Consider the following 18275-nt stretch of genomic DNA (forward strand, 5'->3'; position numbering starts at 1 on the left):
GCCACGGGTCAGCGGAACGTGCATTCGTTCACTACCGTCACCTACGATCCGCCCGATACCCGGCGAAAGGGGTTCCCATGCACCGCGGTCCGTACCGGTCCGTCCGCCGCGCCCTCGCGGCCACCGCCACCCTGGCGTTGCTGACCGGCGTACTCGCGGGGTGCTCGGGCGACGGCCCCGACGGCACACTCGACGACTTCCTGGCCGGCTGGAAGAGCGGCGACCTCAGCAAGGTCGGCTTCGTCGGCGCCGACGGCGGCAAGATCGCCGCGCCGCAGGTGCTGGAACAGATCAGGACCTACTCGGGTGACCTGGCCAAACAGCCGCTCACCGTCACCGCCGAGGGCGAGCCCAAGACCACCGGCGACGACGCGACCAGCGCGATCAAGCTCGACTGGACCCTGCCGGGCGACGTCAAATGGTCGTACCCGAGCACGGTCCGCCTGACCAAGCGGAACACCGACGGCTGGCGCGTGGTCTGGGAGCCGGCGATCCTGCAGGCCGACCTCGAAAGCGGCGACAAGCTGGGCCTCAAGCGGCTGCCGGCCGAGCGGGCCAGCATCCTCGACGCCGCGGGGAAACCGATCGTCACGCCGCGCACGGTCATCTCGATCGGCGTCGAGCCGCAGAAGGTCACCGACCTCGCCAAGCTGCGCACCGGCCTGGCCGCCCAGTTCAAGAAGATCGGCGTCACGGTCGACACGTCCAACCTGGCCGAACGGGTCAAGAACGCCGACCCGAAAGCCTTCCTCGAGTTGATCACCCTGCGCGAGCCCGACTACAACAAGATCCGCGCCGGCCTAGAGGCGCTCGACGGCACGGCCTTCATCACCAGCGAGCGCCCCCTCGCGCCCAGCCGGGTGTTCGCCCGAGCCCTGCTCGGCACGGTCGACGAGGCCACGGCCGAAGACCTCGAGAAAAACCCGCAGACGCTGGTTCAAGGCGACACGGTCGGGCACGGCGGCCTGCAGCAGAAGTACGACGCCGCCCTGCGCGGCACGGCCGGCGTCTCGGTGCTGAAGGGCGAAACCACCCTCTTCAAGTCGGATCCGGTAGCCGGCAAGCCGCTCAAGACCACCCTGGACGTGAAGACGCAGCTCGCGGCCGACCAGGCACTCACAATTCAGAAGCAGCCCAGCTCGCTGGTCGCCCTGAAGGTCAGCGACGGCTCGGTGCTCGCGGTGGCCAACGGCCCCGAGGGCGGCACGGTCAACACGGCCCTCACCGGCCAGGTGGCGCCCGGCTCGACCTTCAAGGCCATTTCCGCGTACGGAATTCTGCAGAAAAAGGTGGCGACGGCCGACACCACGGTCAACTGCCCCAAGACCGCCGCGGTGGGCGGCCGCCAGTTCAAGAACTCCCACGACGAGGCCTTCGGCCCGGTGCCCTTCCACGTCGACTTCGCCAAGTCGTGCAACACCGCGTTCGTCGGCCTGGCCCCCAAACTAGGCGCCGACGGCCTGCGCTCGGCCGCCGAGGCGCTGGGCATCGGCGGGAAGTGGGACCTCGGAGTCGAGGCCTTCAGCGGCAAACTCTCCCCCGCCGACAGCCCCACCGAACTGGCCGCGGCCACCTTCGGCCAGGGCGCCACCGCCGTAAGCCCCCTGACCATGGCCAGCGCAACGTCGGCCATCGCCCGCGGCCAGTTCAAGCAGCCCCGCCTGGTGCTCGACCCGGCCCCCGCCGCCCCCGCCGCCGACGGCGCCAAGCTGGACGCCGCCGCGGTGACCGCCCTGCGCAAGATGATGCGCGAGGTGGTCACGGCCGGAACGGCAACAGCCTTGAAGGACGCCCCCGGCGGCCCCGTACACGGAAAGACCGGAACGGCCGAGTTCAGCGAGGCCACCGAGGACACCCACTCCTGGTTCATCGGCTACCAGGGCGACGTGGCCTTCGCCGTGATGGTCCAGAAGGGCGGCGCGGGTTCCGAGGCTGCGGTGCCGGTGGTGGAACGTTTCCTGCAAAACCTGGCCAAGAACTGACCTGATTTACGCGCCGCTTCGGCGGCGTTCGCCGAGTTTCCGCGACGCCCTGATTTCAAGGCTGCAGCCGGGAAGAGGACGCGCAGCAGCGCAGCGATCGTTGCCGGTTGGAGATCAGGCCGTCGCCTGCTCGACGCAGAGCGTTCGCTGCCCGGGACCCTCGAGAGCTGAGAGCCTTACCAGACGCCGGGCCTGATGTCCGTCGTTGCTCACAGCCCTGTGGACGACCGGGCCCACACCCAGGTGGATCACGTAACGTCCTGCCCCACGCCCCGAGGCGGGCGGGGGCTCGGGATGGCGCGGTGAGGCGAAATCTTGATCAGGAACGCGGGTTCGGTCAGGCGATGTCGGCCGGCTCGTCGGAGCCGAGTTCGAACGCGGGGCGCTGTACCGGGAGGGAGAAGCTTTCGCGCTCGTCGGTGACTCGGGGGCGCAGCATGCCGGGGCGGGTCGCGGGTAGCGGCTCCGAATCGAGCAGCGGAGCCTGACCGAGCGGCCGCGGAATCATCCGGGTGGCTTCGGCTTCGCCAGTGGGCTCGTTCGCGGTTTCCAGCTGGTCGTCGGACCGCTGGCTTGTCGAGTCGGCGATCGCTGTCGGGTCGTCCATCGACTCCTGACTGGACAGATCGCCGGCTTCCATCACACCGGAATGCGCGGCGTGTGCGTCGGAAATCAGGTCGGCATCGAGCTCCGAATCCGCGTCGGAGCCGGCAACGTCCGCCTCGGATTGCGGATCGGCGTCCGGATCTGGGTCGGCGTCGGAAGGCGTGGCGTCGGGCTGGGGGAACTCGGCTTCCGGGCGGCCGGGGTGTTCGGCGGGGAGTTCGTCGGCCTCCTCGACGCCCAGCAGGGTGGTGGCTGGGATGGCGACCTCTTCGGGGGCCTCGGGAAGGCCCTCGGACATGCCGGCGGCGGCCAGGGACACGCTTCCGGCCGCTCCGGCGGCGCGGCGGCGTTCCCATTCGCGTTGGTGGGCCTCGCGGCCGCTGGCCTCTTGGGCGCCGCTGCCGCTGCTGGAGTCATCGGAGACGGCGGAAAGGTGGCGGTTCAGGCGCGCGGCCGGCTCGGGCCGGTTGAGGCTCGCAAAGAGGTCAGAACGTTTCAAACCGCCAGCAAGCCGGGCGCGATCGAGGCCCGAGTCAGGCTCGGACCGGGTCGGGCTGCTCGGCGCGGTCTCGCCGTCGTCGTCCGAATCGGAACGGCCGAGGCGGGCCGGCTCGGAGCGGTCCGGGTCACCCGCCTCGGAGCGGTCCGGGTCGCCCGCCTCGGAGCGGTCCGGGTCATCAGGCTCGGAGCGGTCCGATTCGTCAGCCCCGAACCGGTCCAAGCCGCTCGACGCGGACGGGTTTGAGCCACCGGTTTCAGACCGGCCCAGACCACCGGGCTCGGAGGGGTTCGAACCGATCAACTCGGACCGGCCCAAGCCACCCGGCTCGGACGGATCCGAACCGCCCTCCCCAGACCGATTCAGACCACCAGGCTCGGGGCGGTTCAGGCCACCTGGCTCGATGCGGTTGAGACCACCTGGCTCCGTGCGGTTCAAGCCGCCCGGCTCGGAACGGTTCAAGCCACCCGGCTCGGGACGGTTCAAGCCACCCGGCTCGGGACGGTTCAAGCCGCCCGGCTCGGGGCGGTTCAGGCCGGCCGCTCGCTCGGGGCGCTTGAAGCCGGCGGCCAGATCCAAGCCGTTCAGGCGGTCGGCCAGCCGGGGTCGGCTGGGCGCGCCGACGGGCTCGCGGGGAGCGTCGTCCGCTGAGGGCTCCGGCCGGTCGTCGGTGGCGGAAGGCTGCTCGTCAGAGGCGGAAGGCTGCACGTCGGTGGCGGAACGCTGCTCGTCAGAGGCGGGCTGCCCGTCGGCCGACTGCGGACTGTCGTCGTCGGTGGCTTCCGCGGCGTCGGGAACGTCGGTGGGCTCGGCGCTTTCGGCGGAGGGAGAGTGGTCGGCGGGAGCGGGGGTCAGGCGGTTGAGGAGGTTGCGGGCGGCCGGGCTCTGGACGGCCTCGGGGCGGTTGAGGTCGGCCCGGGCGGCGATCAGATCGGGGCGCGGGGTCACCGTGTGGGCGGCGGCCAGGCCGGCCGTCACGGTGCTGACGATCTCGGCCGCGTAGGCGCCGTCGAGGTCGTAGTCGGGGTCGAAGACGGTGATCTCGACGCCGAGGCAGTGCGGGGACTCGACCAGGCCGGCCAGCAGGATTTCGAGCTCCGGGAAGGCGATGCCGCCGGGGGACGGCGCATCGACGGCCGGCATCACGGCCGGGTCCAGCACGTCGACGTCGACGTGGACCCAGTAGCCGGCGCAGTCGACCAGCTGGTCTCGGGCCCACTGGGCGCTGCGTGCGGCGCCTTCGGCTCGTAGCGCGGGGACCGGGCGGGTGACGATGCCGGCGGCCTGCAGGTCGAGGCGGTATTCGTCCTGGGCGCGGATGCCCATGACCACCACGTCGATGTCGCGGAAGTAGGGGCGGCGGCCCTCGATGGCGGCCAGGTCGGCCTGGCCGCGGCCGGTGACCAGGGCCAGGTCCTCGCCGGCGGCGGCGCCCACATAGGACGCGTTGCCGGGGTGGCGGAAGTCGGAGTGGCCGTCGACGAAGACCAGGCCGATGCGGCCGCCGACCGCCTCGCCCAGGCGGTGCATGGCCAGGCCGGAGCCCAGGACGATCGAGCAGTCGCCGCCCAGGACGACCGGGAACTCGCCCGCGTCGAGGATGGCGCCGATGCGGTCGGCCAGCGCCCGCGAGTAGGCCGCGATCTGGGGCGCCATGGCCACGCCGTCGCCCGGCCGCCAGTCCCCGGCGTCGTAGCGGGGCGGGGTCAGGCAGCCGGCGTCGCGGGCGTCGAGCTTGGCCAGCAGCCCGTGGTCGCGCAGGGCCCCGGGCGCCTTGGCGCACCCCGGCACCGACGTCACGGTCGGCGGGCGCAGACCGAGATTGGACGGTGCGTCGAGGACGGCGATGCGGCGCACGGGGCGGCTCCCTGCCTAGAAGAGGGCGCTGGCCAGGGCGCGCCGGGCTCCGGCGACCGCGGGGTCGTCGGGGCCGGCCACGCTGAACAGCGAGAGCAGGTGCTTGCGGACGGCCTCGCGCTCGTCGCCCGAGGTGCGCTTGACCAGGGCCACCAGCCGGGCGTACGCCTTGTCGGCGTCGCCGCTGAGCACTTCGATGTCGGCCGCCAGGCGCTGGGCGTCGATGTCGTCGGGCGAGGCGTCGGCCTTGGCCACGGCGGTGGCCGGGTCGGCGCCGGTGATGCGGCGGTAGAGCTCGACCTGGGCCAGGCCGGACTCGGCGGCCGCGTCGGCCGGGTGCTCGGCCAGGATCTTGCGGTAGGCCGCCTCGGCCTCGTCGAGGTCGCCCACCATGAGGGCGTCGTCGGCCGCGTCGAGCCGGGGGTCGGCCGGCGCCTCGACCGAGACCCCGCCCGCCTTTAGCACCGCGTCGATGTACTGCTTGACCTGGGCCTCGGGCAGCACGCCGGTGAAGCCCTCGACGAGCTGGCCGTTGACCACGGCGACGACCATCGGGATGCCCTGCACGCGCAGCGCCTGAGCGAGGCGCGGGTTGGCGTCCACATCGACCTTGCCCAGCACCCACGAGCCGCCGCCCGCCGCGGCCAGCCGCTCGAGGATCGGCGACAGCTGCTTGCACGGCTCGCACCAGTCGGCCCAGAAGTCGAGGACGACCGGGGTGCTCAGCGACCGCTCGAGCACCGTGGTCTGGAAGTTGGCCTCGGTGACGTCGATGATCGTCTCGGGGGCGATGCCGCCGGGCAGGCCGCCGGGGATGGGGCCGGACGGGCCGTCGTCGGGCTGGCTGGGGGCGGCGGGCTGGGCCGCCGGGGACGGGGCCGGTGCCCGCAGCGCGCTGAGATCGACCGCGCCGCGGGTGAAGATCGACGGAGTGGTCCGTGGGTCGCTCATGGTTACCTAGTCTCGCACGCTGACAAGGCGCTCCGTCGCGCCGTGGGACAGCTGATATCGGACGTCACAGGAGCACGTTTCCGCCGATCCTCGGCCCTGCCGGGCGGATCCGCAAGATCCGCCCGACCGCCACGCCTTTTGTCCGATTTGAAGGCGAGAGACCTCAGAACCGGGCGGGCTCCCGATAGATCCCCCACTCGTCCTTCAGCACCCCGCAGATCTCGCCCAGCGTCGCCTCGGCCCGGGCCGCGTCGAGCATGGCGGGAATCATGTTCTCGCCAGTGCGGGCCAGCTCCACCATCCGGTCGAGAGCCGCCTTCACACGTACGGGATCACGCTGCGACCGCCGGGCCCCGAGCGCACGGTTCTGTTCCACCTCGACCTCGTGCGACACCCGCAGGATCTCGAGCTCTTTGGCCACGGTGCTGGTGTGGGCGTTGACCCCGACCGTACGTTTGTCGCCCTTCTCGACCGCCTGCTGGTACACGAACGCCGCCTCGGCGATGTTGGACGTGAACCAGCCGTCCTCGATGCCGCGCAGGATGCCGGCCGTGATCGAGCCGTCCTCACCCAGTTCGCGGATGCGCGCGAAGATCTCTTCGGCCTCGGCCTCGATGCGGTCGGTCAGTTCTTCCAGGTACCAGGAGCCGCCGAGCGGGTCGGCCACGTTGACCACACCCGTCTCTTCCATGATCACCTGCTGGGTGCGCAGCGCGATCTCGGCCGACTCGTCGGTGGGCAGGGCCAGCGTCTCGTCGAGCGCGTTGGTGTGCAGCGAATTCGTGCCCCCGAGCACGGCGGCCAGCGCCTCGACCGCCGTACGGACGACGTTGTTGACCGGCTGTTGCGCGGTCAGCGAGACACCGGCCGTCTGCGTGTGGAACTTCAGCCACAACGCCTTCTCACTGGTCGCGCCGTAGTCGTCGCGCAGGTGGCGGGCCCAGATGCGGCGGGCCGCCCGGAACTTGGCGATCTCTTCGAAGAAGTCGATGTGCGCGTCGAAGAAGAAGCTCAGGCCGGGCGCGAACTGGTTGACGTCGAGCCCGCGCGAGAGCCCCAGTTCGACGTACCCGAAACCGTCGGCCAGCGTGTACGCCAGCTCCTGCGCCGCGGTCGAGCCGGCCTCACGGATGTGGTAGCCGCTGACCGAGAGCGGTTTGTAGCGCGGGATCTCGCGGGCGCAGTACTCCATCAGGTCGCCGATCAGGCGCAGGTGCGGCTCGGGCTGGAACAGCCACTCCTTCTGCGCGATGTACTCCTTGAAGATGTCGGTCTGCAGCGTGCCGTCGAGCTTGTGCAGGTCGGCGCCCTGACGCTCGGCCGCCACCAGGTACATGCAGAAGATCGGCACGGCCGGGCCCGAGATGGTCATGCTGGTCGTGGTCTTCTCGAGGTCGATGCCGTCGAAGAGCACGTCCATGTCGGCCGCCGAGTCGATGGCGACGCCGCAGTGCCCGACCTCGCCGGCCGACTGGGTGTCGTCGGAGTCGCGGCCCATCAGCGTCGGCATGTCGAACGCGACGCTCAGGCCGCCCCCGCCCGCGGCCAGGATCATCTTGTAGCGCTCGTTGGTCTGCCGCGCGTTGCCGAAGCCGGCGAACTGCCGGATCGTCCACGTGCGCCCCCGATAGCCGGTCGGGTAGAGGCCCCGTGTGTACGGGAACTCGCCCGGCCAGCCGATGCGGTCGAAGCCTGGATAGCCGGCCCCGGCGGGCGGGCCGTACACCGGCTCGACCGTCGCACCGGAGAGAGTCGTGAAGTCGGCGTCCCGTTTGCGGGCGGCGTCGTAGCGCCGCTGCCAGCGCTCGCGTCCGGCGGCGATGTCGGCTGCGTCCATGCCCGACATCCTAGAGCCATTCCTGAACGATCGCTAAGGCCAGTTTGGCGACCGAGAAGAAGCCACACAGGGTCAATCCGGCCGCGCCGGGCTGAACTCCGCGAGCGTCTGCTGGATCAGCTCGAGATCCCAGGTCAGCGCGCCCGAGTCCAGATCGGCCACCACCGCGCGCAGCCACGCGATCTCGGCCGTGAGCACGGCCGCGCGGTACTCGTCCTCGATCAGGAACAGCCGGGGCAGGCCCGGCGGCGCCGCCGCGCGCATGGCCGCGACCTTGGCCGCCAGCACCTCGGCCCGGCGGTCGAGCAGGTCACGGACGTCGCCCGGGTCCATCAGGGCGATGAAGGCCAGCGCGGCCGGGAACTCGGGGAACTCGCGGGCCGGGGTGGGCAGCGCGCTCACGAGCCAGTTCCTGAGGGTGGCCGAGCCGTCCTCGGTGATCTCGTAGACCGTGCGCTCGGGCCGGCCGGCCTCGCGCGCGGTGCTGCCCCGGCGGACCAGGCCGTCCCGCTCGAGCCGGTCGAGCGCCTGGTAGACGCTGTTGCGCTGGGCCACGTTGACGAGCTGGTCCTGCCCTCTTTCCTTGATCATCTGCTGCATCCGGTACGGGTGCGTGGGCGCCTCGATGAGCAGCGCCAGCAGCAGCATGCCCAGCGTCGAGCGCCGGGGTTCGGAGGTGGCCACCGATCAAGCCTAAGGGGTTGACCGTGCATAGTCATACGATGGATAGTCATTGCATGACTAAGCCAATCGCACTGATCGCCGGCGGCGGCATCGCCGGCACTGTCGCCGCGCTCGCCCTGCAGCGGGCCGGCTGGGCGCCCCGCGTCTTCGAGGCCCGCTCCCCCGGCGCCGGCGAGCTCGGCGCGTTCCTCACCGTGGCCGTGAACGGCCTGTCCGCCCTGCGCGCGCTCGACCTCGACCCGTCCGTCGTCACGGCGGCCGGCTTCCCGACCCCGAAGCTGACGATGCTCAACGGCAGCGGTCGCGAGTTGGCCGTGCTGCCCCTGGGCGGTCCGGCCGAGGACGGCACCACCACCACGACGATCAAGCGGGCCGACCTCTACGCGGCGTTGCGCGCGGCGGCCACCGAGCGGGGCATTCCCATCGAGTACGGCAAGGCCCTGCGCGGCTTCACCGAGGGACCGGGCGGGGTGAGCATCACCTTCGCCGACGGGTCAGGCGCCGAGGGTGAGCTCCTGGTCGGGGCGGACGGGATCCAATCGCGTACGCGGGAACTGCTCGACCCCGACGGCCCGGCGCCGCAGTACCTGGGCCTGCTGAACGCGGGCGGCTTCACCGACGGACCGGTGGCCGCAGCGGCCGGTCAGGCGCCCGGCATGGTGCACATGGCGTTCGGCAAGCGGGCGTTCTTCGGCTGGACCACGGCGCCCGACGGCTCGATCTGGTGGTTCGCCAACCCGCCGCGCAAGCAGCCGGTGCGGCCGGGCGAGTTCACGGAGGAGTCGTGGCGTGCGTACCTGATCGAGCTCTTCGAGGGCGATGCCACGCCGGCCGCGGCCATCGTCCGGGCCACGCCCGAGGTGCTCGGCCCGTGGAACACCGACGACCTCAAGCGCGTGCCGACCTGGCGGACCCGGCGGGCCGTGCTGATCGGCGACGCCGCCCACGCGGTCGCGCCGTCATCGGGTCAGGGCGCGTCAATGGCGTTCGAGGACGCGGTCACCCTGGGGCTCTGCCTCGACGGCACGACCGACCCGGCCGACGGACTCGCCGCCTACGAGCAGCGGCGCCGCCGCCGGGTCGAGCGGATCGTCGCGGTCGGCCGGCGCAACGGCAGCGGCAAGACGGCCGGCCCGGTCGGAGCGGCCATCCGGGACGCCATGTTCCCGTTGTTCATGAAGCTCGCGTACCGCAAGGGCGACCCGCAGGCCTGGATCCTCGACCACCGGCTCACTTGAGAGCTTTTCGGTCACTCTTAGTAAGAATCCGGTCGACGGCCGATACCGCCGTTCACCCGGTCGGCAACCACTCCGCAACGCCCTAAGCTGGGACTACGTCATCGCTACGAAGGGAGGGGACACCATGGTCAACCCCGTCACGTTCCCCCGGGCGGCCGGCACCACGGCCACCTATCTTCACCCTCTGTTGCAGTCGACGGTGCTGCAGTCGACGGTCCTGGCGGCCGCGGCCAAGCCGGCCGAGGCAGCGCCGAGCGTCGTGCAGGCCCAGACGCCGGCCGTGCCCGCGGTGGCCGCCGTGCAGCCGACCGCCGCCTACGCCGACAGCCTGGCCCGCGACGCCGCCACCGCGGTGCGCACGGCCACGATGACCGCCAAGACCTCGCGCAGCAACGAGCGGGCGGCCGATGTCGACCCGTTCGACGAGCTGGCCCGCCAGGCGATCATCGACCGCACCTCGTCCCAGGTCGGCGTGCTGCTGACCCGGGCCGCGGCCGAGCGCCGGGTCGCCCTGACCTCGGGGCTGCCGGCGTCCCGCCTGGCCCAGATCGACACCACCACGTCCCGCCTCTACCACGCGCTGGACGTGCTGATCTGAGGCGCTACAGGCCCTTGATCAGCTCTTCGGCGGCCGCGTAGGGGTCGAGCTCGCCCTTCGCGACCGCCGCCGCGAGCGTGCTCAACGCCGTCCCCTCGCGCAGGTCGCCGATGCGGGCGCGCAAAGTGCCCAGGGCGATCGCCTCGACCTCGACCGAGGCCCGGCGCTCCCGCCGGGCCTGCAGGGCGTCGTTGGCCTCCATCCAGGCCCGGTGCTTCTCGATCGCGGCCACGACGTCGTCGATGCCCTCGCTCTTGACCGCCGTCGCCCGCACCACCAGCGGCCGCCAGTCGCCCGGGGCGCGTTCGCCGAGGCCGAGCATGCCCTGGATGTCGCGGTAGGTGGCGTCGGCGCCGGGCCGGTCGGCCTTGTTGATGACGAACACGTCGGCCACCTCGAGCACCCCGGCCTTGACCGCCTGGATGGCGTCGCCCATGCCCGGCGCGAGCAGCACCAGCGTCGTGTCGGCGAGCGAGGCGATCTCGACCTCGGCCTGGCCCACCCCGACCGTCTCGACCAGGATCACCTCGCAGCCGGCGCCCTCCAGAACACGTACGGCCTGGGGTGTCGCCGCCGCCAGACCGCCGAGCTGACCCCGGCTGGACATCGAGCGGATGTAGACGCCGGGATCGGTGGTGTGGTCCTGCATGCGGATCCGGTCGCCCAGGATGGCCCCGCCGGTGAACGGGCTCGACGGGTCGACTGCGAGCACCCCGACCCGCTTGCCGCTCGCCCGCAGCGCGCGCACCAGTTCGTTGGTGGTGGTCGACTTGCCCACGCCGGGTGAACCGGTCAGCCCGACGACCTGGGCGTTTCCCGCGTACGGGGCCAGCGCGGCAGCCACCTGCGGGAGCGCCGGATGACCGTTCTCGACCAGGCTGATCAGCCGGGCCACCGACCGCGCGTCACCGCCCCGCGCCTTGGCCACCAGCGCTTCGACGTCGTGCCCCGGACTCACGCCCCGGCAGCCTTGATGATCAGCGCGTCGCCCTGGCCACCGCCGCCGCACAGGCCGGCCGCGCCGTAGGTGCCGCCCCGGCGCTGCAGCTCGAGCGCCAGCGTGAACACCAGCCGGGCGCCCGACATGCCGATCGGATGGCCCAGCGCGATCGCCCCGCCGTTGACGTTGACGATCTCCTCGTCGACCTTGAGCTCGCGCATCGACTGCAGCACGACCTGGGCGAAGGCCTCGTTCATCTCGATCAGGTCGAGGTCTTCGACGGCCAGGTCGGTCTTGCTCAGCGCGTGCTTGATGGCGTTGGCCGGCTGCGACTGCAGCGAGTTGTCGGGGCCGGCCACGTTGCCGTGGGCGACGATCTCGGCCAGCCAGCGCAGCCCGAGCTCCTCGGCCTTGGCCTTGCTCATCACCACGACCGCGGCCGCGCCGTCCGAGATCGGCGACGAGCTGCCCGCGGTGATCGTGCCGCCGGGGGTGAAGGCGGGCCGAAGCTTGGACAGCGACTCGGCGGTGGCGTCGGGCCGCACGCCCTCGTCGGTGTCGACGACCGGGTCGTCGGCCCGCTGACCGGCCCGGACCGGCACGATCTCTTCGGCGAAGCGGCCCTCGCGCTGGGCGGCGGCCGCGCGCCGGTGGCTGAGCGCGGCGAACGCGTCCTGCTCGGCCCGGGTGATGCCCAGGGCGACGCCGCTGCGCTCGGTCGACTCGCCCATCGAGGTGCCGTCCCACGGGTCGATCAGACCGTCGTACGCGGTGTGGTCGCGCACCAGCACGTCGCCGAACTTGATGCCCTGGCGCTGGGTCATCAGCAGGTGGGGCGCGTTGGTCATCGATTCCATGCCGCCGGCCACGACGATGTCGAACTCGCCGGCCCGGATCAGCTGATCGGCCAGCGCGATCGCGTCGAGCCCGGACAGGCACACCTTGTTGACGGTGAGGGCGGGGGTGGTCATCGGGATGCCGGCCGCGACCGCCGCCTGGCGGGCCGTGATCTGGCCGCCGCCGGCCTGCAGCACCTGGCCCATGATGACGTACTGCACCTGATCGGGCCGGACGCCGCCGCGCGAGAGGGCGGCCTCGATCGCGTAGCCGCCGAGCGTGGTGGCCGGCAGGTTCTTGAGGTTGCCGAGCAGGCGGCCCATGGGGGTGCGGGCGCCGCTCACGATCACCGAGCTGACCACGGTCTTGGCTTCCGTTCTGCCGAGGAGGAGTGCTGCCGCGCGGGGACGATGGGGGGACCCCGCGTTGGCCTTAACGGCCGTTCAGGCAAGACTAATAGGATGACCGAGCTTCCACCTAGTGCCACTTACCCCGAGAATGTCACATCCGGCGAGGTAGGGCTGCTGCGAGTTGATCACGTCGGCATCGCCGTGGCCGACCTGGACGCCGCGATGACCTTCTATGCCGACACCTTCGGGCTGCGGTGCGTGCACGAGGAGGCCAACGAGGAGCAGGGCGTGCGGGAAGCGATGCTGGCGGTCGGCGACGGCGCCGGCCCGCGCATCCAGTTGCTCGCGCCGCTGCGGCCCGACTCCGCCATCGCCAAGTTCCTCGACCGCAGCGGTCCCGGGCTGCAGCAGCTGGCCTACACCGTGGCCGACGTCGAGGCCGCCTCGGCCGCGCTGCGCGCCCGCGGTCTGCGTCTGCTCTACGACACCCCGCGCCGCGGCACCGCCGGGTCGCGGATCAACTTCGTGCACCCGAAGGACGCCGGCGGTGTTCTGGTGGAATTGGTGGAGCCTGCCCGGCTTGATGACCCTAAAGGGTGAATCATCCTGACGGAAGGGCAGCATCCTGGCAGGATTTCGAAGCAGGGCGGGCCGTGCCGCCGGTCCTCGTTCGACGGTGCTCCGGCCAACCCCGGATACAGCAGGTGACGACGGGCCGGACATGGCCCGCCGCCCGGGTGGCGTGCTCCGGCCGAACGGTGGACCTGCGGCATCGCGGGCCTGCTCAAAGCTGATCTACGTGTCTTTTCCGATGCACGTCCGGTCTTGCGTGGCTCGTGCGTCTTCGCCAGGATGGCCCAATGCCCCAGCAGCAGGATCAGAATTTGGCGTTCTTCGACACCGCGAACTCCCAGCACGACTTCACCGTCGTGCTCCGCGGGTACGACCGCGGGCAGGTGGACGCCCACCTCGGCCGCCTAGTCGCCGCGCTCAACCAGTCCGAGCAGGCCCGTGGCGAGGCCGAGCAGCGGATGAACGACGCCCAGCGCCGCCTGCGCCAGGCCGAGCAACGGCTCAACGCGGTCGAGCAGAAGCTGGCCGACAGCAACAAGCTGCTGGAAGAGAACAACCGGCCGACGCTCTCCGGGCTGGGCACCCGGGTCGAGCAGATCCTGCGGCTGGCCGAGGAACAGGCCAACGACCACCGGAGCGAGGCGAAGCGAGAGTCCGAGGGCATCCTCTCCGCCGCCCGCCTCGAGGCCCGCGAGATCACCGACAAGGCGCGGGCCGAGGCCGCCGCCATGAAGGCCACCGCCGAGCGCGAGGCCGGCCAGGTGCGCACCCACGCCGAGCGTGAGGCGGCCGAGGCCCGGGTGCAGGCCCGGCGCGAGGCCGACACGCTGCGCTCCGACGCCGACCGCGAGACCAAGCAGCTGCGTACGGTCACCGCGCACGAGGTGGCCGAGCTCAAGTCCACGGTCGAGCGTGAGGTCGCCTCGCTGCGGGCCACGGCCGAGCGCGAGATCACCCAGCAGCGGGCCAAGGCTTCCCGCGAGGCGGAAGAGAAGCGCGCCGAGGCGACCAAGCTGCTCACCGACGCCCGCGACAAGCGCGACAAAGACCTGCAGGCCCTCGCGCTCGAGATCGCCGAGCGGCGCGAGAAGGCCGAGCGCGAGGAATCGCAGCGCCACGCCGCCCAGGTCAGCGCCACGCAGAAGATGGTGGCCGAGGCCGAGGAGCGCGCCCGCGCCGCCGAGGACCGCTCGAAGGAGATCTCCCAGCGGGCCGAGCAGCGCCGCATCGAGTCCGAGCGCAACGCGGCCGAGACCACCGACAAGGCCCGCGCCCTGGCCGAGAAGACGATCAGCGAGGCCCGGGCCGAGGCGCAGCGTCAGCTCAGCGAGGCCCGCAGCGAGGCCGAGCTCACCACCCAGGCCGCCAAGCGCGAGGTGGAAGACCTGACCCGCCAGAAGGACGCGGTCACCAACCAGCTCGGCCAGATGCTGTCCGGCCTGTCCGGCCTGGTGCCCGGCGTCGGTCCGGCCAAGGCCGCCGAGGCCGCGGCCAAGGCGGCCGAGGCGGCGCCCGCTCCGCGCGGCCCCGAGGCTCCGAAGCCGGCCGCCGAGGCCGACAGCAAGCCGGTGCCGGCCAAGACGAATTCCTGACGCGCCGACCGGCGCCCCAGCGGTTGCGACCTTCATCCGGGTGCGCGACCGTGGGTGGCGCGCGGTCACCAGCCATCGATGCGGGGCCGTATCGGAGTTTCTCCGGTACGGCCTCGCTCGTTGCGGGTTAGCCCGGTTGGCGCAAGCAGGGTCAGACAAATCACAACTAGACGCATACTCCGCCCGGGAGGGTGTGTATCCCCCCGAGGCCGGACCCCGCGTATGTGAGGATGGACAGCATGTCGCACGGCGGTGAAATCCTTGGTCTCGGCGGAGACGCGGCCACCGAACCCAGCTTCGACATCGCTCTCCGGGGCTACGAGAAGAAGCAGGTCGAACGCTACGTCGCCCGGGCCGAGAACGAGATCGCCGCGCTGGCGGCCGAGCGCGAGCAGGCGTACTCGCAGATGCAGGCCATGAACGCGCAGATCGAGCGCCTCCAGCAAGAGGTGGTGCAGGTCCGCAAGCAGAACGGCTTGGGCGCCGAGGTCTCGTTCCGCCACCTGGGCCCGCGGGTCGAGCAGATCCTGGCCCTGGCCGAGGAACAGGCCGAGGCGATCAAGGCATCGGCCACCGACGACATCGCCGGCCGCCTGGCCGAAGCCGAGCGCATCCGGGCCGAGGCCGAGGGCCACGCCCACAACGGCATTCGCGACTTCGAGATCGCGCTGGCCGCCCGCCGGGCCGAGGAGGAGCGGGCCGACGCGGCCAAGCGCGCCGCCTCGGACAAGGCGCTGGCCGCGGCCCGGCAGTCGGCCGAGCAGATGCGGGCTGAGGCGGAAAACACGCTCACCCGGGCCCGGGCCGACGCTCAGCAGCTCACCGAGCAGACGGCGCAGCAGGCCATGCGGGTCCGCGCCGAGGCCGACGGCTACGTGAAGTCGACCCGGATGCAGGCCGATCAAGAGATCAAGGCGCTGCGCGACAAGACCCAGCAAGAGATCAACGCCCAGCGCGCCGCGGCCGACCGGGCCCACGCCGAGCAGACGGCCGCCATCGAGCAAGACCTGGACAAGAAGCGTCAGGCCGCCGCGCAAGAGCTGGCCCAGATGCGGGCCGGCGTCGAGAAGCAGTGCGCCGACCTGCGCAGCGAGGCCGACCGCTACGCCGAAGAGGTGCTGCGCCGCTCCGAGGAGCAGGCCGGCGCCGCCCGTAAAGAGATCGCCGGTCAGCAAGAGAAGATCGCCGAGGCCGGCCGCGAGCTCGAGGCGGCCCGGGTAAAGGTGGCCGAGGCCGAGCGTGACCTGGCCGCCGCCCAGGGCCGGGCCCGGGCCGGCGCCGACGAGGCCGCCCAGGTCGACAAGCGCCTGGTCACCGTCCGCAAAGAGCTCGAGTCCGAGCTGGCCCGGCTGGCCGAGGCCAAGCAGGCCGGCGAGGCCGCCGAGCGGCACGCCGCCGACGTCCGCCGCCAGGTGCAGAAAGAGGCCAAGCGGGTGGCCGAACTGGCCGCGGCCGCGGTGCTCGCCGCGGCTGGCTCATCCGACGAGCCGGACGAGACCGCCGACGACTCCACCGGCCCGGTCGGCGCCCACGCCGCCGACTCCTCCGGCCCGGCCGGCGCTCACGCCGCCGACGACGCCGCCGCTCCGGGCGGCGCCCATGCGGCCGACAAGCCGGCCGGCCCGGCCGACAAGGCGGCCGCCCCGGCCAAGGTCACGGCGTCGGCCAAGGTGACCGTCCCGCCGGCCTCCCGAGTGGGCGCCGACGCCGAGTAGTACGCGTGCGATAGCGTCGCGCCGTAACTGTTCGGCCGGCGCGGAAACCACCGGCTCCCACCCCTGTGGAGGAACCGGTGGCTCAGGACGAGGATCTGCCGGTCGAGACGCCGGCTCCGGACGACGACGAGGCACTCGACAAACCGGCCGAAGACCACTTGGCGGGCCGCTTCGGCCGGCCCGGCCCACCGCTCGACCGCCGCAATCCGTTCATGATCGGGTTGCTGGGCGGACTGGGCATCATCCTCGCGTACGCGATCTTTCTGGGCCTGCGCAACGCGGCCGGCATCCTCGTCCTGATCTTCATCGCGCTCTTCCTGGCCATCGGGCTCAACCCGGCGGTGGTCCGGCTGCGCAGCTGGGGCGTCCCGCGCGGGTTCGCCGTGGCGATCGTGGCGCTCTCCGTGGTCGCGCTGCTCGCCGGTGGCATCGTCGCGCTGATCCCGCCGCTGGTCAGCCAGACCACCCAGCTCGTCGAGAACGTCCCCGAATACATCCAGAGCCTGCAGCGCAACGAGACGATCAACGAGCTGGTCCAGCGGTACGACATCGTCAACCGGGTGACCAGCGCGCTCAACGCGGGCACGGTCGGCAACGCGGTGGGCGGCGTGGTCGGCGTGGGCCGCATGCTGGCCGGCACGATCTTCAACCTGCTCACCGTGCTGGTGCTGACCATCTATTTCATGGCCTCGTTCGACCGGATCCGCGAGACGGGCTATTCGCTGGTGCCGGCCTCGCGCCGGGTGCGGGTGCGACTGCTCACCGACGAGATCCTGACCAAGGTCGGGGCGTACATGGTCGGCGCGATCTCGATCGCCGTGCTGGCCGGGGCCAGCACCTGGTTCCTGGCCGTGATCCTCGGGCTGGCCTACCCGTTCGCGCTGGCCGTGGTGGTGGCCATCACCGACCTGATCCCGCAGATCGGGGCCACGCTGGGCGCGATCATCGTGAGCCTGGTCGGCTTCGCCTCGTCGCTGACCGACGGCATCATCTGCGCGGTGTTCTTCCTGCTCTACCAGCAGATCGAGAACTATCTGATCTATCCGAACGTGATGCGCCGCTCGGTGAAGGTCAGCGACGTGGCGGCCGTGGTGGCCGCGCTGCTCGGGGTGGCGCTGTTCGGCGTGGTGGGCGCGCTGGTGGCGATCCCGATGGTGGCCGCCATCCAGCTGATCATGCGTGAGGTGATCGTGCCGAGCCAGGAAGCCCGGTGATCACTCCGGCATCGGCACCTGCTTGAAGGCGGAGGTCGTCCGGTCCGCGTAGGCGTTCATGTCGCCCGTCTCCATCGGACCTTCCCACGTACGCGGCAACGGCACCGCCACCGCCGGCGCGACCCGCTGCACGATCTCGTCCAGCACCTTCTCGGCGTCACCGACCCACAGGTGCTTGCCGCCCGCCACCGGCAGCACCTCGCACTGCGGCACAGCGGCGAACCGCTCCTGCGCCTCGGCCGGGCGCAGGTAGTCGTCGAACTCGGGCACGATCGCGGTCAGCGGCTTGCCGTCGGCGGCCCAGGCGGCCAGATGCTCCGGCTGCGAGAAGCGCAGCGGCGGCGACAGCAGGATCGCGCCGGCCACGGCCGGGTCGAGCCCGTGCATCAGCGTCAGGTCGGTGCCGAACGACCAGCCGACCAGCCAGATGTTGGGCAGGTCGGCGAACTCGGCGTACTCGATGGCCGCGGCCACGTCGTACTTCTCGTCGACGCCCTTCGAGAACGCGCCCTCGCTGGTGCCGCGCACGCTGGACGTGCCGCGCGTGTTGAAGCGCAGCACGGCGATCCCGGCCAGCGCGGGCAGCCGCCAGGCCGCCTTGCGGAAGACGTGGCTGTCCATCATGCCGCCGTGGGTGGGCAGCGGGTGCAGGCAGATCAGGGTGGCCACGGGCTCGCGGTCGAGCGGGCGGGCCAGCTCGCCGACGAGGGTGAGGCCGTCGGCGGTCTGCAACTCGATGTCCTCGCGGTGCGCGGGCAGGATCGAGTTGGCGCGAATCGGTTGGGTCATGTGTCTCAGGGTT

13 protein-coding genes and 1 pseudogene are annotated in these 18275 nt (G+C 71.7%); 7 read left to right on the plus strand and 7 right to left on the minus strand.

The genetic code is table 11. The features are described 5' to 3' along the window. Positions 1-77 precede the first annotated feature (77 nt). Positions 78-1982, plus strand: coding sequence for a penicillin-binding transpeptidase domain-containing protein (locus tag OWR29_RS20825; RefSeq protein ID WP_267564663.1), 1905 nt, complete (start codon positions 78-80; stop codon positions 1980-1982). A gap of 1864 nt (positions 1983-3846) precedes the next feature. On the opposite strand, the pseudogene OWR29_RS20830 reads toward OWR29_RS20825, so the two are convergent. The 4 genes and pseudogenes from OWR29_RS20830 to OWR29_RS20845 all read right to left on the minus strand — a co-directional run. After that, positions 3847-4944 (minus strand): annotated as a pseudogene (locus OWR29_RS20830) (arginase family protein); the annotation flags it as partial. Between the two features lie 15 nt (positions 4945-4959). Continuing rightward, complete coding sequence (locus OWR29_RS20835; RefSeq protein ID WP_267564664.1) at positions 4960-5895, minus strand: tetratricopeptide repeat protein; 936 nt, start codon at positions 5893-5895, stop codon at positions 4960-4962. Positions 5896-6058: 163 nt separating this feature from the next. After that, entirely contained in the window at positions 6059-7732 is a 1674-nt protein-coding gene (icmA, locus tag OWR29_RS20840) for a coenzyme B12-dependent isobutyryl-CoA mutase large subunit (protein ID WP_267564666.1), read from the minus strand. A 72-nt stretch (positions 7733-7804) separates the two neighbouring features. Then, the gene (locus OWR29_RS20845; protein WP_267564668.1) at positions 7805-8416 is read right to left on the minus strand and encodes a PadR family transcriptional regulator; all 612 of its coding nucleotides are present in this window, start codon (positions 8414-8416) and stop codon (positions 7805-7807) included. A gap of 53 nt (positions 8417-8469) precedes the next feature. On the opposite strand from OWR29_RS20845, the gene OWR29_RS20850 reads away from it, so the two are divergent. Beyond that, on the plus strand, positions 8470-9654 hold the full coding sequence (locus OWR29_RS20850) for an FAD-dependent oxidoreductase (RefSeq protein WP_267564670.1): 1185 nt from the start codon (positions 8470-8472) through the stop codon (positions 9652-9654). Between the two features lie 124 nt (positions 9655-9778). After that, positions 9779-10252 (plus strand): hypothetical protein, encoded by a 474-nt coding sequence (locus OWR29_RS20855; RefSeq protein WP_267564672.1) that lies wholly within the window; start codon positions 9779-9781, stop codon positions 10250-10252. Between the two features lie 4 nt (positions 10253-10256). On the opposite strand, the gene meaB is transcribed toward OWR29_RS20855, so the two are convergent. Both meaB and OWR29_RS20865 read right to left on the minus strand, forming a co-directional pair. Further along, the gene (gene meaB, locus OWR29_RS20860) at positions 10257-11210 is read right to left on the minus strand and encodes a methylmalonyl Co-A mutase-associated GTPase MeaB (protein ID WP_267564673.1); all 954 of its coding nucleotides are present in this window, start codon (positions 11208-11210) and stop codon (positions 10257-10259) included. Continuing rightward, positions 11207-12391, minus strand: a complete 1185-nt coding sequence (locus tag OWR29_RS20865; protein WP_267564675.1) for an acetyl-CoA C-acetyltransferase — start codon at positions 12389-12391, stop codon at positions 11207-11209. The genes meaB and OWR29_RS20865 overlap by 4 nt, the downstream gene beginning before the upstream one ends. A 99-nt stretch (positions 12392-12490) precedes the next feature. Here OWR29_RS20865 and mce point away from each other — a divergent pair, with 99 nt between their 5' ends. The 4 genes from mce to OWR29_RS20885 all read left to right on the plus strand — a co-directional run bounded on the left by mce (position 12491) and on the right by OWR29_RS20885 (position 17473). Next, complete coding sequence (gene mce / locus OWR29_RS20870; protein WP_267564677.1) at positions 12491-12979, plus strand: methylmalonyl-CoA epimerase; 489 nt, start codon at positions 12491-12493, stop codon at positions 12977-12979. Between the two features lie 260 nt (positions 12980-13239). Next, entirely contained in the window at positions 13240-14544 is a 1305-nt protein-coding gene (locus OWR29_RS20875; protein ID WP_267564679.1) for a DivIVA domain-containing protein, read from the plus strand. 239 nt (positions 14545-14783) lie between these two features. Further along, positions 14784-16259: a coiled-coil domain-containing protein gene (locus tag OWR29_RS20880; RefSeq protein WP_267564680.1), complete on the plus strand. Its 1476-nt coding sequence runs from the start codon at positions 14784-14786 to the stop codon at positions 16257-16259. A 65-nt stretch (positions 16260-16324) separates the two neighbouring features. Further along, positions 16325-17473 (plus strand): AI-2E family transporter, encoded by a 1149-nt coding sequence (locus OWR29_RS20885; RefSeq protein WP_438872629.1) that lies wholly within the window; start codon positions 16325-16327, stop codon positions 17471-17473. Here the strand turns inward: OWR29_RS20885 and OWR29_RS20890 are convergent, their stop codons facing one another. Then, positions 17474-18262 (minus strand): alpha/beta hydrolase, encoded by a 789-nt coding sequence (locus OWR29_RS20890; protein WP_267564681.1) that lies wholly within the window; start codon positions 18260-18262, stop codon positions 17474-17476. Between the last annotated feature and the right edge of the window lie 13 nt (positions 18263-18275).

Origin of the sequence: Paractinoplanes pyxinae, assembly GCF_026626335.1 — a bacterium.
Taxonomy (GTDB): Bacteria; Actinomycetota; Actinomycetes; order Mycobacteriales; family Micromonosporaceae; genus Actinoplanes; species Actinoplanes pyxinae.

What these genes read in the sequence shown, in the direction of transcription:
- OWR29_RS20855 (WP_267564672.1), top strand. Translation starts at nt 9,779, where the DNA reads ATGGTCAACCCCGTCACGTTCCCCCGGGCGGCCGGCACCACGGCCACC.
- OWR29_RS20890 (WP_267564681.1), bottom strand. Translation starts at nt 18,262, where the DNA reads ATGACCCAACCGATTCGCGCCAACTCGATCCTGCCCGCGCACCGCGAG.
- OWR29_RS20850 (WP_267564670.1), top strand. Translation starts at nt 8,470, where the DNA reads ATGACTAAGCCAATCGCACTGATCGCCGGCGGCGGCATCGCCGGCACT.
- OWR29_RS20835 (WP_267564664.1), bottom strand. Translation starts at nt 5,895, where the DNA reads ATGAGCGACCCACGGACCACTCCGTCGATCTTCACCCGCGGCGCGGTC.
- icmA (WP_267564666.1), bottom strand. Translation starts at nt 7,732, where the DNA reads ATGGACGCAGCCGACATCGCCGCCGGACGCGAGCGCTGGCAGCGGCGC.
- OWR29_RS20880 (WP_267564680.1), top strand. Translation starts at nt 14,784, where the DNA reads ATGTCGCACGGCGGTGAAATCCTTGGTCTCGGCGGAGACGCGGCCACC.
- OWR29_RS20825 (WP_267564663.1), top strand. Translation starts at nt 78, where the DNA reads ATGCACCGCGGTCCGTACCGGTCCGTCCGCCGCGCCCTCGCGGCCACC.
- OWR29_RS20875 (WP_267564679.1), top strand. Translation starts at nt 13,240, where the DNA reads ATGCCCCAGCAGCAGGATCAGAATTTGGCGTTCTTCGACACCGCGAAC.
- mce (WP_267564677.1), top strand. Translation starts at nt 12,491, where the DNA reads ATGACCGAGCTTCCACCTAGTGCCACTTACCCCGAGAATGTCACATCC.